Consider the following 14,186-nt stretch of genomic DNA (forward strand, 5'->3'; position numbering starts at 1 on the left):
TTCCTGCACACCCCGCCTTTGGTTACAATTCGTGATGCTGCACACCTTCTGCGTGAAACAGCCGTAAGCTCCCAGAGCGCGTCACGCGTTCCATGATCCGTGACGGCGGAGCAGCGAGCAGAGAGGTAGTTCAGCACGTGACCCAAGGCCCGTGGCCCCAGCAACCCCCCGCGACACCGGCGCCGGCAACCCCCGAGCCACTGCTGACCAGGGACTACGACGCGGACCCCGCGCAAGTGCACGAAAGACTGCGCAAGATCTACGGCCCCGTCGCGCCGGTCGACCTCCTCGGGGTGCCGGTCTGGTTCGTCATGGGGTACGAGGAGGTGCTCCGCGTCCTGCAGAACTCAGGAGGCGTGTGGAGCAAGCGCGTGGACAGGTGGAAGGCGCACGCCGAAGGCCGGATCCCGGCCGACTGGCCCCTGCTGCCCGTCTTCCAGGTCAACAACTCGACGTTCCAGGAAGGCGCCGCCCAGAACGCGCTGCGCCACGCCTGGACCAGCGCGCTGGCCCCCTTCCAGGACCACGGCCACCCCCAGGCGCAGCAGCTGGAGCAGGCCGTCGTGCGCTACGCCGACGACCTCATCGGCGTGCTGGCGGAGGGCGGCGCCACCGGGTGGGCCGACCTGGCCGCCCAGTACGCGCGGCCGCTCCCGCTCATGGTCGCCAACCGCATGCTCGGCTTCACCGCCGCCCGCGGCGAGGACGTCGTCATGGACATCTGGCGGATGATCGACGCCGGGCCGGAGGCGGCCGCGGCGTTCGAGCGGCTGTACGCCGCCATGACCGAGCTGGGCGCCGCCAAGCGCGCGGCCCCCGGCGACGACCTGCCGTCCTACCTGATCAAGGCCAAGCCCGACATCACCCTGGACGAGCTGGCCCGCGAGCTGCTCATGCTGCCCGGCCTGCTGGACTTCACCGCCAGCCTCGTCTGCAACGTGGTCGTCGAGGTCGCCGCCAACCCGGACGTGCGCGAGAGCCTGTCGGTGGGCGCCATCGACGAGACGGTGAACAGGGTCGCCCTGCTCAACCCGCCGATGGCCAACCTCACCTTCCGCTACGCGCTGACCGAGGTGAAGCTGGGCAACTACACCATCGCCCCCGGCGATCCCGTGATGCTCTCCGTCGCCGCCGCCCACCAGGACCCGCGCTTCGCCGGGGCGATCGACTGGCACGCCATCCGCACCACCCGCGCCCACCTGGCGTGGGGCGCGGGGCCGCACAACTGCCTCGGCCAGCTCCTGGCGACCCGGATCACCGCCATCGCCGTGCACCGGCTGTTCAAGCGGATGTCCAAGGTGAAGCTCGCGCTCCCGGCCGACCAGCTGCCCTGGCGGCCCTCTCCGTTCATGCGGGCGCTGCGGTCGCTGCCCGTCCAGTACGAGCTCGCCCAGGCCCCGGAACCCCGCAGGAGCGGCCCGGCCGCGGACGAGGCGCCCGCTCCGCAGCAGCCCCCGGCGGACGAGCCCGCCGGGAAGCAGTCCCGGTCACCGTTGTGGACCTTCCTGCGCGGGCTGCGCCGCCCACGATGACCCCTGCGGTCCTCCCGCGCCAGAACTGGGTGCGGCCGCTACCCGACCGCCCGGCCTGCCGCCCCGACCGCCCGGCCTGCCGGTCGGGCTCAGGAGGAAGGGTGGCCGGCCGGGTGGAGGCGGACGCAGCAGTGCTCGGGGTCGGGCTCCAGGCGGGCGGTGACGTCCGTAGCGGCGAGGCCTTCGAGGAGGCCGGTGACGAGGCACAGGTTCATCCCGCAGACCAGCTCGGTGTGTCGCCGGGCCAGGCTGTGGAAGGGGCAGTTGGCGAGGTGGACGGTGTCGCCGACGGCGCGGGGCTCGTACCCGAGGGACTCCAGGGCGAGCATGACCGCGTCGCGGGGGCAGGGCGCGGCGGCGGGGCGCGCCTTCCTGCCGAGTTCGCCGCCCAGCTCGCGGGCGCGCCGGTCGAGCGCGGCGCGGGGCGGCTCTCCTGAGGCCTGCGCCGCCTGGAGAGCGTCGGCGAGCAGATGGGCGGCGGTTTCGTAGTGCCGCTCCGGCAGCGAGACCGCGATCTGCCCGGGCGCGCGCCGGTAGAGCTTGGACGGGCGGCCCGCGCCGGGACCGGTGCGGCCAGAGCGACGCTGGTAGACGGCTTCGAGCAGCCCCTCGGCCACCAGCTTGTCCAGGTGGAACGAGACGGTGTTGCGGGGTGCCTGCACGGCGTCGGCGGCCTGGTCGCGGCTCACCGGCGCAGGTTGTCGCACCACGAACTCGTACAGGCGGCGCCGGGTCGGCTCGTCCAGCGCCGCTACGGCGGAGACGTGTGCCGGCCGTGCCCCGTCGACCTCGCCCATTTCTAAAACCCACTTCTGTTGACTTAATCGCTGCACTCCTTCTAATGTTAACGAAACTCGTCAATAGAAGTAGAGGTACCTGATGCGCAGGAGCGAGACCGTGGCGCAGCCGACCGGCGATTCGTCTCCCGTCGCGTCCCCGGACCACCAGCACAGACGCCTGCGGGTGGTCCGGGGACGCGACGGCGTGGATCTGGACGCCGCGGAACGGGCGGTGACAGAGCTGCTGGTCGCGCTGGGCAGGAAGGTCGAGTCCGAGCACCTGGCCGACACGCCGAGGCGGGTGGCGCGCGCCTACGCCGAGTTGCTGGCGCCGCGGGAGTTCGATCTGACGACCTTCCCCAACGAGGAGGGGTACGACGAGCTCGTCCTGGCCCGCGACATACCGGTGCAGTCACTGTGCGAGCATCACCTGCTGCCCTTCCAGGGCGTGGCGCACGTGGGCTACCTGCCCGGCGACCGCATCCTGGGGCTGTCGAAGCTCGCCCGGGTCGTCGAACTGTTCGCGCGCGATCTGCAGGTGCAGGAGCGGCTGACCAAGCAGGTGGCCGGCTGGTTGCAGGAGCATCTGGCTCCCCAGGGCGTCGGCGTGGTGATCGAGGCCGAGCACCTGTGCATGTCGATGCGCGGTGTGCAGGCCCGCGGGTCCCGCACGGTGACGTCCGCGCTGCAGGGGCTGCTCCGCGAGGACCCGCGCTCCCCGCAGGAATTCTTCGCGCTGGCCGGAGCCGGCTCCTAGCCCCTCGTCCGTGGTCCTCCTGCCCGCGGGCCGGCCCGCCCGCTCCTTCGACGGCCGTCGTACCATGGCGTGCCAGCCTTGATCCCGCGAGGAGGAGACCGCGTGGCCCGCCCGAAGACCACCCCGCGCACCGTGGACAACGCCTCCGTCGCCGAGGTCACCCTCCAGCAGTTCATGGAGGCGGTCGCCGACCCCGTCCGCCGCTCGGTGATCGCCCAGCTCGCCATCGCGGGCCACGATCTCAGCTGCGGCACCTTCGACCTGCCGGTCTCCCGCTCGACCGCCACCCACCACTTCAACGTGCTGCGCGAGGCCGGCATCATCCGCCAGCACTACCAGGGCACCACCAAGATGAACAGCCTGCGCCCGGACGACCTCGACGCCCGCTTCCCCGGCCTGCTGCGGGCCGTCATCGACGCCTGCGTCCGGGAGAACGGCCAGGCCGCCGAGGCCCGCCAGGCAGGCGTCCGGCCGCGGTGAGGCGGCGTGGCGGCGGCCACCGGGGGCATGCGGGAAAGCGCTCGGGCATCACCTTCGACTGACAGGCGGTGGCCGGAAACAGGCGAACAATGGCAGAGCTTTCTCTTTTTCTGCTTCGTGAGGCATTCATATGATGTCAATTGCCGCACATGAAGTCGCGGCGAAACTCACGAGCAGCAAAGGAAGCTGATGAAACGGAAGGGTTTTTTCGCTCTCGCGGGCGGATTATTCGCCGCGATGCTGTCACTGACCGCGCCCGCCGCCGCTGCTGATGCGTATCCGCCGGCCTATAACTACAAGACTCAGTATCTGGCGGCGTACCCCGTCGATTCGCTGCCCACCTCATGCGTGCAGCGCCGGATAGAGCTGGTCGCCGGCAACTATCAATGGACGCAGTACTTCAACAACTTCATGGCCATCGAGCGGCCTAACATGTACCTGGGTGCGGGCTGGTACACCTGGACCGACTGCCTCGACCCCAAGATCGACGAGTACTTCCATACCACCGCGCTGGATCCCGACAATCCCAACTGGGAGACGGCATACATTTCCGGCCCGTGGACGCTGGCCGAGCCGCGCACTGTCACCTGGGGGTCGAGCCTGGTTCCGCTCTTCTCCTCGTCCAAGGTGGCGGAGAAGGCGCCGGATGGCCTGACGGACTCGGCTCCGCAGGTCGAGCGGCGCGACCGGTAAAGTGTGACGACGGGGCCGCGCGATCGTGCAATCCTGCCATCGCGCGGCCCTTCTGTCGCAATCTCATTCTTGACGAAATTTCCTGCGGTAAGTCCGCGGCGCGATGCCGTGGCGTTTCGTGAACTGCTGGCGGAAGACCGCGACGGTGTTGTAACCGACGCGGCGCGCGACTTCCTCGATGGACAGCTCCGTGGTCTCCAGGAGCTCGGTGGCCCGCTCCAGCCGCTGCGCCAGCAGCCACGAGTAGGGAGTGCTCCCGGTGACGGCCTTGAACCGGCGGTTGAAGGTGCGCTCGCTCATCAGCGCCCGCCCCGCCAGTTCCCCGATCGACACCGGCCGGTCGAGGTTGGCCAGGAGCCAGTCGATGACGCCGGTGAGGGACCTCTCACCCTCGGCCGGGACGGGCCGGTCACGATACTGGGCCTGGTCACCGTCCCGGTGCGGCGCCGCCACCATCTCGCGGGCGACGGCGTTGGCCACGGCGGCGCCGTGCTCGCGGCGCAGCAGGTGCATGCACACGTCGAGGCAGGACGCCCCGCCCGCTCCCGTGATGAGACGCCCCTCGTCGACGTAGAGGGCCCTCGGCACCACGCTCACCTGGGGGAAGCGGGCGGCGAAGCCGTCGATCAGGCTCCAGTGCGTGGTGGCGCGCCGCCCGTCCAGCAGCCGGGCGTCCGCCAGCAGGTAGGCCCCGGCGCTGAACGCGACGATGATCGCCTCCCGCCGGTAGGCGGCGCGCAGTGCCGCGGACACCGCCGGCGACGGCCGCGGGGCCGAGGCGCAGGAGGGCAGCACGATGATCAGGTCCGCCTCGGCCAGCGTGTCCAGACCATGTGTCACCCGCAACGGCAGGCCGAGATCGGTCCGCACCATTCCCGGCACTTCCGCGCACACCATGACCTCGAACTCCGGCAGCCCCGGTTGCGCGCAGTAGGCGAAGCCCCCGCTGATCCCGCCCAGTGCGATGGCGCTCACGCCGTCCATGGCGAGCGCCGCCACCGTACGGAACGGCGCTCTCGCACGACGGCCCCGGCCACCACCGGCGCCCGGGGCCGACGGCCCCGGACGATCAGAATCCACCGGATACGGCATGCGAAGCGGCTCAGAGCGTGAAGGGGTTCTCACCGGAGGCCACCGCCGAGAAGATCGCGGAGCCGAACGTGCCGTACAGGTGCCGCTGCAACGCAGGCCCGAAGCTCACCCGCGCGACGCCGAGCGCCGCGAGCTCGGCCCGCGACAGCTTCCCGTTCCCGTACGCGATGTTGACGGGACCGGGAACGCCCCCGGCCAGCACCCGGATCACCGCGGGATCCCCGGCGCCGATCGGGTAGACGCAGTCCGCGCCGGCCGCGAGGTAGCGGGCACCGCGGTCCAGCGTCCCGGCGAGCTGCGCCTCCGGCGGCACGGGCCGGCGCAGGAACAGGTCCGTACGCGCGTTGATCACCAGGTCCACGCCCAGCGACACCGCCGCCTCGCGCACCGCGGACAGGAAGTCCGCCTGCTCGGACGCGTCCACCAGGTCGCCGGTCGCCGGGTGCGAATCCTCCAGGTTCAGCCCGGTGGCCCCGGTCGCGGCGAACCGTTCGACCAGCTTGGCCGGCGCGAGCCCGTAGCCGCGCTCGAAGTCGACCGTCACCGGCACGCGCACCGCGCGGACGATCCGCGCGGCGGCGGCCAGCACCTCGCCGACCGGAGCCTGCTCACCGTCGTCGTAGCCGAGTACCGCGGCCGTGGCCGCGCTGCTCGTGGCCAGCGCCGGGAAGCCGGCCGCCTCGGCGATCCGGGCCGAGGCGGCGTCCCAGACGTTGGCCAGCACGAGCGGATCGCCGGGCACGTGCAGCTCGCGCAGGCCGGCCGCCATCCCCGGCAGCGCCGGGCGAGATGTGTCACTCATGAACTTCCTCCCTTTCGCGGGTCATCGGTGGTGCCGCCACGGCGGCCGCTCGTCCGCCCGGCATGCCGAGCGCGACGAGCATGCCGAGGAACGCGAGCACGGTGACCGCGCCCATCCCCGCGGCGAAACCCGTACTGAACTCCTCGGGCGAGGCGTAGCCGCCCGTACTGGCGAAGACCGCGACGGCGACGCCGAACACCCCGCCGAGGATCCGCAGCGTCATGAACGCGCCGGACGCCTGCCCGATCTCCTGCGGGCGCACCGCGCCGACCACCGCCTTCTGGGCGGCGGGCATGGCCATGGTCAGCCCGGCCGAGCCGACGATCAGGGCGGGCAGCAGTTCGAGGTAGCCCGTGCCGGGGCCGGCGACCAGGGCGATCCAGCCCATGCCGAGCGTCTGGAGCAGCAGGCCGCCCACCACGAACGCCCGCTCGCCCACCCTGTCGGCCAGCCGCCCGGCGATCGGCGCGCAGACCATCAGCGTCGCCGTCCACGGCATCAGCCGCAGCCCGGCGACGAGCGGCCCGTCACCGTGGACGGTCTGGAAGTACTGCGCGAGGAAGAACATCGTGCCGTACAGCGAGGCGAACACGAGGAAGTTCGCCGGGTTGGCCGTGGCGAACGCCCGGAGCCGGAAGAACCGCATCGGCAACATCGGCGCCTCGGCCCGCCGTTCCCAGAGCACGAACGCGACGAGCAGCGCGACGCCGAGCAGCAGCGCCCCCAGCACCTCCGCGCTGCCCCAGCCCGCCGCGTTCCCGCGCACCAGGGCCCAGACGACGCCGAACGCGCCCGAGCTCACCAGCACCACCCCGCCCAGGTCGAACCGCCCGCCGGGGCCGCGGCTCTCGTCCACGCGCAGCGCCGTGAGCAGGATCGCGACCAGGCCGATCGGCAGGTTCACCCAGAAGATCCACTGCCAGGCCAGCCCTTCGGCGATGACGCCACCGACGAACGGGCCGCTGAACGTCGCCAGCCCCGTGATGCCCAGGTACAGCCCCATCGCCCTGCCCCGCTCCCGCGGCGGGAACAGCGTGCTGACCAGGGTGAGCGACAGCGGCAGCACCATCGCGGCGCCGGTGCCCTGCAACGCCCTGGACACGATCAGCGCGCCGATCCCGGGGGACAGCGCGCAGGCCGCCGAGGCGAGGGTGAACACCGCCAGCCCGGCCGCGAACATGCGGCGGCGGCCGTACCTGTCACCCAGCGCCGCACCGGTCGGCAGCAGGACCGCGAGCGCCAGGCTGTAGGCGTTGACCACCCACTCGAGTGCCTCGATCGAGGCCGTCAGGTCCTGCCGGATGGTGCTCAGCGCCGTCGTCACGACCAGGCTGTCCAGCGCCATCATGAACGACGCCAGCGAGGCGAGCCCCACCCCCCATGCCTGCTTGGATCGCATCTCTCAGCGCTCGCCCGACGGGAGGCCGCGCAGCGACCGGGGCAGGCCGAACATCGGCAGGAACGAGTTGTCGTGGAAGCGCGTCAGCGCCGAGATGCGGTCCCCGGCCAGGGTCAGGACGAGCAGGCCGTACGCGTGCAGGACCGGGGTGCGCGGGTCGCGCAGGTAGCAGCCGAACGCCGGCTGGCCGTTCGCCCGGGTCGGGACCAGCACGTAGCGCCGGCAGCCGCGCACCGCGACCGTGGACAGGAAGTGCCCGATGGCATCCGGGCCCTGGTACTCCAGCGGCATCGGCGGCATCGTCAGCCACGCGTCGTCCGTCAGCATGGCGACGATGGCAGCCACGTCGCCGGCCTGGAGCGCGCGGCTGAACTCGTCCACGATCCGGCGTTCCTGCGGCGAGTCCGGCAGCGGGCCGCTCTCCCGGCCGCCGGGCAAGTCGCGCGCCAGCGCGGCCCGCGCTCGCTTGAGCGCCATCGTCACCGCGTTCTCGGAGGTGTCGAGCATGCCCGCCACCTCGGCGGCGCGGAATCCCAGCACGTCCCGCAGCACCAGGACGGCCCGCTGCCTCGGCGGCAGCTGCTGCAGCGCCGCCAGGAACGCCAGCGACACCGACTCCCTGACCTCGTACCTGGCCTCCGGCCCCGGCAACTGGTCGGCGATCTCGCCGAGCAGCACGTCCGGGTACGGCTCCAGCCAGCTCGGCTCCTCCCTGCGGCGCGACGGCTCGGGCATCGGTACCTCCGTCCGGTAGGCCGCCGGATCCCGCGGGCGGCGCCCGGCGGCCCGCAGAGCGTTGAGGCAGCGGTTGGTCGCGATCCGGTAGAGCCACGTCCGCAGCGACGCGCGCTCCTGGTAGTCACCGATGCCGCGCCACGCGGCCAGCAGCGTCTCCTGCAGCAGGTCCTCGGCGTCCTGCACCGAGCCGAGGATGCGGTAACAGTGCACCTGAAGCTCGCGCCGGTACGGCTCGATCAGCCTGCGGAACGCCTCGCCGTCTCCGCTGCGCGCCGCTTCCAGCAGCTCCGCAACGGCATCGGGGACCCCGGTCGGCGGGATCTCTCGCATCGTGACTCCTGGTGTCTCGTCATCCTGTCTTCACATGGATGGACACCAGCGGCCGCGGAAAGCGGTCGGCCGTCGCGCGATTTTTCCGGCCTCCGCTCGTCGCCGGGAACCTCAGGCCAGCGCGGGGATCTCGATCCGGGTGTTGTCGGTGCGGGCCACCAGGCAGGGGAGCACCACACCGCCCCGCTCCAGGCGTTCGCCCATGGACGAGGTGAGCCGGGCCGTGCGCTCGATCTCGTACGGGCTGCCGGCCTGAGGGGTGACGCGCAGCCGCAGCAGCCAGATGTAGCGCCCGTTGAGCTTGTTGGACGTCTCCTCGGCCCCCAGGACCGCCGCGTCGCACGGCATCGCCGCCGCGCGCTCCTGCTCCGTGAACGTCCGCAGCGCGGCGGACTCCAGGCTCGCGAACGAGACGGAGCCCATGGTGAGGATCCCCGCGCCCAGGAACAGGAACGTCGCGCTGATGTACGCCCCGGCCCGGGTCTCCGGCTTGCGCCTCAACCTGAGGAACAACACCACACCCACGACCACCGCGATCACGGCCGTGGTTCCGAAGACAGTCGATGCCATCCTGCTACCTCACGCTGAAGGGCGGGCCTGGTGGGCCGGCCTGATCCGTTCCGATGCGGCCAGTCGATCAGGTGCCGCTTGCACGGCGACTGCAACCCGCATGATCGTGCCGTGGTTCCGGCGGACGCTCCAGCGGGCTGCCGTGGACTCTCATCCGCAGTTACCCGGCGGACACAGGAGCGACCGGCGCTGATCGGGAGACCCGGGCCCGTCAGCCGGGCCCCTGATAACGGTCCGGTGAAGATCGGTGGCGAGGGCGGGCTGGGAGCGGTGGCGGTTCGTCTGGATCGTCCGGGTTCGGCACAATGGCTGGCGTGCGAGTCGGATTGCTAGGACCGTTCGAGGTCAGAGGCCGTGATGGGGCCGTGGTGGAGGTTCCTGGGATTCGGCTGCGCGGGTTGCTCGCCGCGCTCGCCCTGGAGCCCGGGCGGATCGTCACGCGGGCGAGGCTGGTGGACTGGATCTGGGGGGAGCAGCCGCCCTCGGACGAGGTGAACGCCCTGCAGGCGTTGGTGTCGAGGCTGCGCAGGGTGCTGCCGGACGGCGTGATCGAGGCGGACGCGGGCGGGTACCGGCTGGCGGTCGCTCCTGAAGCCGTGGACGTGTGGCGGTTCGAGCAGCTGGTCGGCAAGGCACGGGCGGCGGCGGAGCCCGCGGAGCGCGCGGAACTGCTGCGTTCGGCGTTGGCGTTGTGGCGTGGTTCGGCGATGGCCGACATCGCGCTGCGTGACAGCGAGCTGTTCGACGCGGCGGTCGCGCGGCTGGACGAGCTGCACGTGGCCGCGCTCGGGGACCGGGTGGACGCCGACATCCGGCTCGGCCGCGGCTCCGAGCTGGTCTCTGAGCTGACCGAGCTGGTCGCCACGTATCCGCTGCGGGAGGGGTTCGTGGCGGCGCTGATGCGGGCGCTGGCCGAGGCGGGCCGCGGGACCGAGGCGTTGACCGTGTTCCAGCGGACGCGGGAGCTGCTGGCCGAGGAGCTGGGCGCCGATCCGTCGGCGGAGCTGTCGGCGCTGCACACGGCGTTGCTGCGGGGCGAGCTGGGCGAGCGGGCGGAGAACCGCCGGACGAACCTGCGCGCCGAGCTGACGAGCTTCGTCGGCAAGGACGATGACGTCGCCACGGTGGCCGGGCTGGCCGTCAAGCATCGGCTGGTCACGCTCACGGGGCCGGGCGGTTCCGGCAAGACGCGGCTGGCCACCGAGACCGCGCGCAGGATGCTGGCCGAGCTGCCGGACGGCGCGTGGCTGGTCGAGCTGGCGTCGGCACGGGCGGGTGGCGAGCTGGCGCAGGCCACGCTCACCGTGATCGGCCTGCGGGACCAGGCCGTGCTGGGCGGCGCGCGGGGCGGGGAGCCGATGGATCGGCTCATCGCCGCGATCCGGGAGCGGACGATCCTGCTGATCCTGGACAACTGCGAGCACGTGATCGAGGAGGCCGCGGAGTTCGCGGATCGGCTGCTGGGGGAGTGCCGGAGGTTGCGGATCCTGGCGACGAGCAGGGAGCCGCTGGGCATCACGGGGGAGGTGCTGTGGCAGGTCGAGCCGCTCGCGCTGCCCGCGCAGGGCGCCGGCGCCGACGAGGTCCGGTCCTCTCCGGCGGTGCGGTTGTTGCGGGACCGCGCGGCCCTGGTGCGCAAGGACATCGGCTCCGACACGCCGACCCTGGCGGTCATGGCGGGCATCTGCCGGGCGCTGGACGGGATCCCGCTGGCGATCGAGCTGGCCGCGGCGCGGCTGCGGACGATGTCGGTCGATCAGCTGGCACGCCGGCTCGACGACCGGTTCCGGCTGTTGACCAGCGGCAGCCGTACGGCGCTCGCCCGGCACAAGACGCTGCGCGCGGTCGTGGACTGGAGCTGGGATCTGCTGAGCGAGGCCGAGCGCGGCGTGCTGCGGCGGCTGTCGGTGTTCTCCGGCGGGGCGAGCCTGGAGGCGGCCGAGCGGGTGTGCGGCGGCGAGACGTTCGCGGGGGAGCACGTGCTCGACGTGCTGACGGCGTTGATCGAGAAGTCGCTGCTGGTCGCCGACGGCGATGACCTGCCGCGTTACCGGATGCTCGACACCATCAGGGAGTACGCGGCGCACCGGCTCGCCGAAGCCGGGGAGAGCGAGCCGGTACGGCGGGCGCATCTGGCCTACTTCGTCGAGCTGGCCGAGACGGCCGATCCGCACCTTCGGCGGGCCGAGCAGATGGAGTGGCTGGCCACGCTGCAGGCCGAGCACGACAACCTGAGCGCGGCCATGCGCGGGGCGATCGCCGAGGGCTGGGCCGAGGAGGCGATGCGGCTGGTCGGGGCGACAGGCTGGTACTGGTTCCTCAGCGGGCACCGGGCCGAGGGCACCGAGCTGGGCATCGCGGCGGCCTCGCTGCCGGGTGAGGTGCCCGACGAGGTGCGGGCGCTGGCGTACACGATCCTGGCGGTGTTCGTCTCCTCGGGGCCTGGCGGCGATCAGTTCCAGGCGCGCGAGTGGATCGAGAAGGCGCACCGGTTCGCCAGGCCGGAGCATCGCAGTCCGATGGTCGGGTTCGTCGCGCCGCTGGAGCGGCTGCTGGAGAACCCCGCGGAGGTCATGCCCGCGTTCGAGCCGCTCATCGCCGACGACGATCCGTGGGTGCGCGCGCAGGCCAGGCTCAGCCGTGCCAGGTTCCGGCTCACGCTGGAACGCGACGAGACCGACGTGGACACCGACCTCGAGATCGGCCTGGCCGAGTTCCGCGCGCTGGGCGACCGGTGGGGGATCTCGCTGGCGCTGACGTTCCGGGCCGACCGGCTCGCTCTGCGCGGCGAGTTCGCGTGCGCGTGCGAGCATTACGAGGAGGCGGCCGTGGCGCTGGCCGAGGTGGGCGCGGGCGAGGACGTGGTCGGGCTGCGGACGCGGCAGGCGCAGCTCCACTGGCTGGCCGGCGACGAGCGGTCCAGCGCGTCGGCCATGGCGGAGGCCCAGCGGTGCGCGGACGGGATCACCTGGCCGGGGACGCTCGCCGGACTGGCGCTGTCGAAGGCACAGCTGGCCCGCTGGCGCGGCGAGCCGGACGAGGCACGCGAGCACCTGGCCACGGTGCGGGCGGTGCTGGGCGGCGCGGACGTGGGCGACGCCGTCCACGCCCAGGCCCTGGACCTCCAGGGTTACCTCGCCGAGGATCTCGAGGAGGCGCGGGGGCATCGGGCCGAGGCGTTCCGGATGGTCGTGGAGCAGCCGTATCCGCCGATGGTGGCCGAGATACTGGTCGGGATCGCGGATCTCGCGCTGCGGCAGGGGCAGGACGAGCAGGCCGTGCGCCTGCTCGCCGCGAGCGAGGCCGTGCGCGGCACGCCGGACCGTTCGCTGCCGGACGTTGCCCGGATCACGGCGGACACGCGCGACCGGCTCGGTGAGGAGGCGTTCACCGAGGCGGTTCGTGAGGGCCGGCAGCGGGAGTGGCGTGAGCTGGCGGAGATCACGCTCGCTCCGTGAACGACGCGCGCGCCCGCCGATGGCCGATCGGACCGGCGACAGCCCGGCGCGCCCGCTGGTAGCCGATCGGATCGGCGAGAGCCCGGCGCGCCCGCGGGCGGGGACCGTCAGCGGGCGGGGGTGACGAACTCGGGCTGGTCGAGCACGCGCAGCCAGCTTCCGTCCGGCTGGCGGCGCACGACCTGGGCCCGGGCGCCGGCCCCGTCCCTGGGCGGGGTGGAGGTGAGGGCGAGCTCCCCGCTGATGAGCGTCGGCAGCGGCTGCTCCGGCTCGAAACGCGGACGGCCGGCCAGCACCTTCTCCCACAGCTCCTGGATGGCCGCGCGGCCGGTGGTCCGGCTGCCCGGCGGGTAGGCGATCACCGCGTCCTCCTCGTACAGCGCGGCGACCCCGGCCGCGTCCCCGGCGTTGGAACGCTCGACGAACAGCCGGGTGATGTCCTCAGGCCGCATGGCCTTCTCGTACTCGGTCATGGAGTTCTCTCCTCTGCGTGTCTCGGTCCCTCCAGCCTGCCGCGCTCCGATCTAGAAGTCCAACAGCTAGTTCCGATGACATCTAGAATTGAGAGTTATGGAACTGAGGCAGCTCGAATACTTCGTGGCGGTCGCCGAGGAGCAGAGCTTCACCCGGGCCGCCGAGCGGGTGCACATCAGCCAGTCCGGCGTCAGCGCCCAGATCCGCCAGCTCGAACGCGAGCTCGGCGCCGAGCTGTTCGACCGTTCGGCCCGCGCGGCCACCCTCACCGTCGCCGGCAAGGCTGCGCTCGAGCACGCCCGCGCGGCGCTGGCCGCCGCCGGGGCGGTCGGCCAGGCGGTGGGGGAGGTCACCGGCCTGATCAGAGGGCGGCTGACGGTCGGCATGGTGATCGGCTGCACGGTCACGCCGCTGTTCGAGGCGCTGGCCGCCTTCCACGCGGCGCATCCCGGCGTCGAGCTCTCGCTGCTGGAGGACAACTCCGACCGCCTGGCGGCCGCCGTCCGCGACGGTGCCGTCGACCTGGCGCTCGTCGGCACCACCACCGCCACGCTCGACGGGCTGGAGGCGCTGACGATCATCGAGGAACGGCTCGTCGCCGCGGTCCCGCCCGGCCATCCGCTGGCGCGGGGCGGCCGGGCGGTCACCCTGCGCGAGCTGTGCGAGCACGCGATCGTGTGCATGCCGCCGGGCACCGGCCTGCGCACCCTGTTCGACCAGGCGTGCGCCGCCCAGGGCCTGCGGCCGGTCGTCTCCCTGGCGGCCAGCGCCGCCGACGCCATCGCCGACCTGGCCGTACGCGGGCTCGGGGTGGCGGTGCTGAGCGAGTCGATGGCCGCGCACTACCGCGACCGGCTCACCGGCCTGCTCATCGACGACGTGGCGGCGCCCGCCCTGCTCGCCCTGGTCTGGCGGCGGTCGAACAGCCCGGCGGTACGCGAGATGCTGCGTTGCGGCCGCCGTGCGTTCTTCGGGGGAGACGACGCCGCCCCGCGTTGAGAGCCGGTCAGCCGTCCCCTGGGCGCGAAAGACGCCGCCGCGATCGGCACGGTGACGAACATCGGCAAAGGGGCCGCGCCATA

The 14,186-nt window shown here is 72.4% G+C and carries 13 protein-coding genes; 6 read left to right on the top strand and 7 right to left on the bottom strand.

Annotated elements, in window-relative coordinates; all coding sequences use genetic code 11:
- The first annotated feature begins 236 nt into the window (after window positions 1-236).
- A complete protein-coding gene (locus ACBJ32_RS40230; protein WP_375131245.1) occupies window positions 237-1,532 on the top strand; it encodes a cytochrome P450 in 1,296 nt (431 codons plus the stop codon).
- An 89-nt stretch (window positions 1,533-1,621) separates the two neighbouring features.
- Here the strand turns inward: ACBJ32_RS40230 and ACBJ32_RS40235 are convergent, their stop codons facing one another.
- Window positions 1,622-2,329, bottom strand: a complete 708-nt coding sequence (locus ACBJ32_RS40235) for a helix-turn-helix transcriptional regulator (RefSeq protein ID WP_375131246.1) — start codon at window positions 2,327-2,329, stop codon at window positions 1,622-1,624.
- A gap of 82 nt (window positions 2,330-2,411) precedes the next feature.
- Here ACBJ32_RS40235 and folE point away from each other — a divergent pair, with 82 nt between their 5' ends.
- The 3 genes from folE (at window position 2,412) to ACBJ32_RS40250 (ending at window position 4,241) form a co-directional block, all read left to right on the top strand.
- Window positions 2,412-3,068, top strand: coding sequence for a GTP cyclohydrolase I FolE (folE, locus tag ACBJ32_RS40240; RefSeq protein ID WP_375131247.1), 657 nt, complete (start codon window positions 2,412-2,414; stop codon window positions 3,066-3,068).
- Window positions 3,069-3,170: 102 nt separating this feature from the next.
- Complete coding sequence (locus tag ACBJ32_RS40245) at window positions 3,171-3,548, top strand: ArsR/SmtB family transcription factor (RefSeq protein ID WP_375131248.1); 378 nt, start codon at window positions 3,171-3,173, stop codon at window positions 3,546-3,548.
- A 189-nt stretch (window positions 3,549-3,737) separates the two neighbouring features.
- Window positions 3,738-4,241 carry a hypothetical protein gene (locus ACBJ32_RS40250; protein WP_375131249.1) on the top strand — a complete coding sequence of 168 codons (504 nt, stop codon included), beginning with the start codon at window positions 3,738-3,740 and terminating at the stop codon, window positions 4,239-4,241.
- A 63-nt stretch (window positions 4,242-4,304) separates the two neighbouring features.
- Here ACBJ32_RS40250 and ACBJ32_RS40255 read toward each other — a convergent pair whose 3' ends face one another.
- The 5 genes from ACBJ32_RS40255 to ACBJ32_RS40275 form a co-directional block, all read right to left on the bottom strand.
- Window positions 4,305-5,216 (bottom strand): GlxA family transcriptional regulator, encoded by a 912-nt coding sequence (locus ACBJ32_RS40255; protein WP_375131250.1) that lies wholly within the window; start codon window positions 5,214-5,216, stop codon window positions 4,305-4,307.
- 127 nt (window positions 5,217-5,343) lie between these two features.
- A complete protein-coding gene (locus tag ACBJ32_RS40260; RefSeq protein WP_375131251.1) occupies window positions 5,344-6,135 on the bottom strand; it encodes an isocitrate lyase/phosphoenolpyruvate mutase family protein in 792 nt (263 codons plus the stop codon).
- On the bottom strand, window positions 6,128-7,534 hold the full coding sequence (locus tag ACBJ32_RS40265) for an MFS transporter (RefSeq protein WP_375131252.1): 1,407 nt from the start codon (window positions 7,532-7,534) through the stop codon (window positions 6,128-6,130). Before ACBJ32_RS40265 ends, ACBJ32_RS40260 begins: the two co-directional genes overlap by 8 nt.
- A gap of 3 nt (window positions 7,535-7,537) precedes the next feature.
- Entirely contained in the window at window positions 7,538-8,602 is a 1,065-nt protein-coding gene (locus tag ACBJ32_RS40270; protein WP_375131253.1) for a sigma-70 family RNA polymerase sigma factor, read from the bottom strand.
- A gap of 111 nt (window positions 8,603-8,713) precedes the next feature.
- Window positions 8,714-9,172 carry a hypothetical protein gene (locus ACBJ32_RS40275; RefSeq protein ID WP_375131254.1) on the bottom strand — a complete coding sequence of 153 codons (459 nt, stop codon included), beginning with the start codon at window positions 9,170-9,172 and terminating at the stop codon, window positions 8,714-8,716.
- A gap of 365 nt (window positions 9,173-9,537) precedes the next feature.
- Between ACBJ32_RS40275 and ACBJ32_RS40280 the strand changes: the two genes are divergently transcribed.
- The gene (locus ACBJ32_RS40280; protein ID WP_375131255.1) at window positions 9,538-12,630 is read left to right on the top strand and encodes a BTAD domain-containing putative transcriptional regulator; all 3,093 of its coding nucleotides are present in this window, start codon (window positions 9,538-9,540) and stop codon (window positions 12,628-12,630) included.
- 107 nt (window positions 12,631-12,737) lie between these two features.
- Here ACBJ32_RS40280 and ACBJ32_RS40285 read toward each other — a convergent pair whose 3' ends face one another.
- Complete coding sequence (locus ACBJ32_RS40285; RefSeq protein ID WP_375131256.1) at window positions 12,738-13,103, bottom strand: YybH family protein; 366 nt, start codon at window positions 13,101-13,103, stop codon at window positions 12,738-12,740.
- A gap of 97 nt (window positions 13,104-13,200) precedes the next feature.
- Between ACBJ32_RS40285 and ACBJ32_RS40290 the strand changes: the two genes are divergently transcribed.
- Window positions 13,201-14,103, top strand: a complete 903-nt coding sequence (locus ACBJ32_RS40290) for a LysR family transcriptional regulator (protein WP_375131257.1) — start codon at window positions 13,201-13,203, stop codon at window positions 14,101-14,103.
- Window positions 14,104-14,186: the final 83 nt, after the last annotated feature.

Origin of the sequence: Nonomuraea sp. GTA35, from assembly GCF_041950525.1 — a bacterium.
GTDB lineage: Bacteria > Actinomycetota > Actinomycetes > Streptosporangiales > Streptosporangiaceae > Nonomuraea.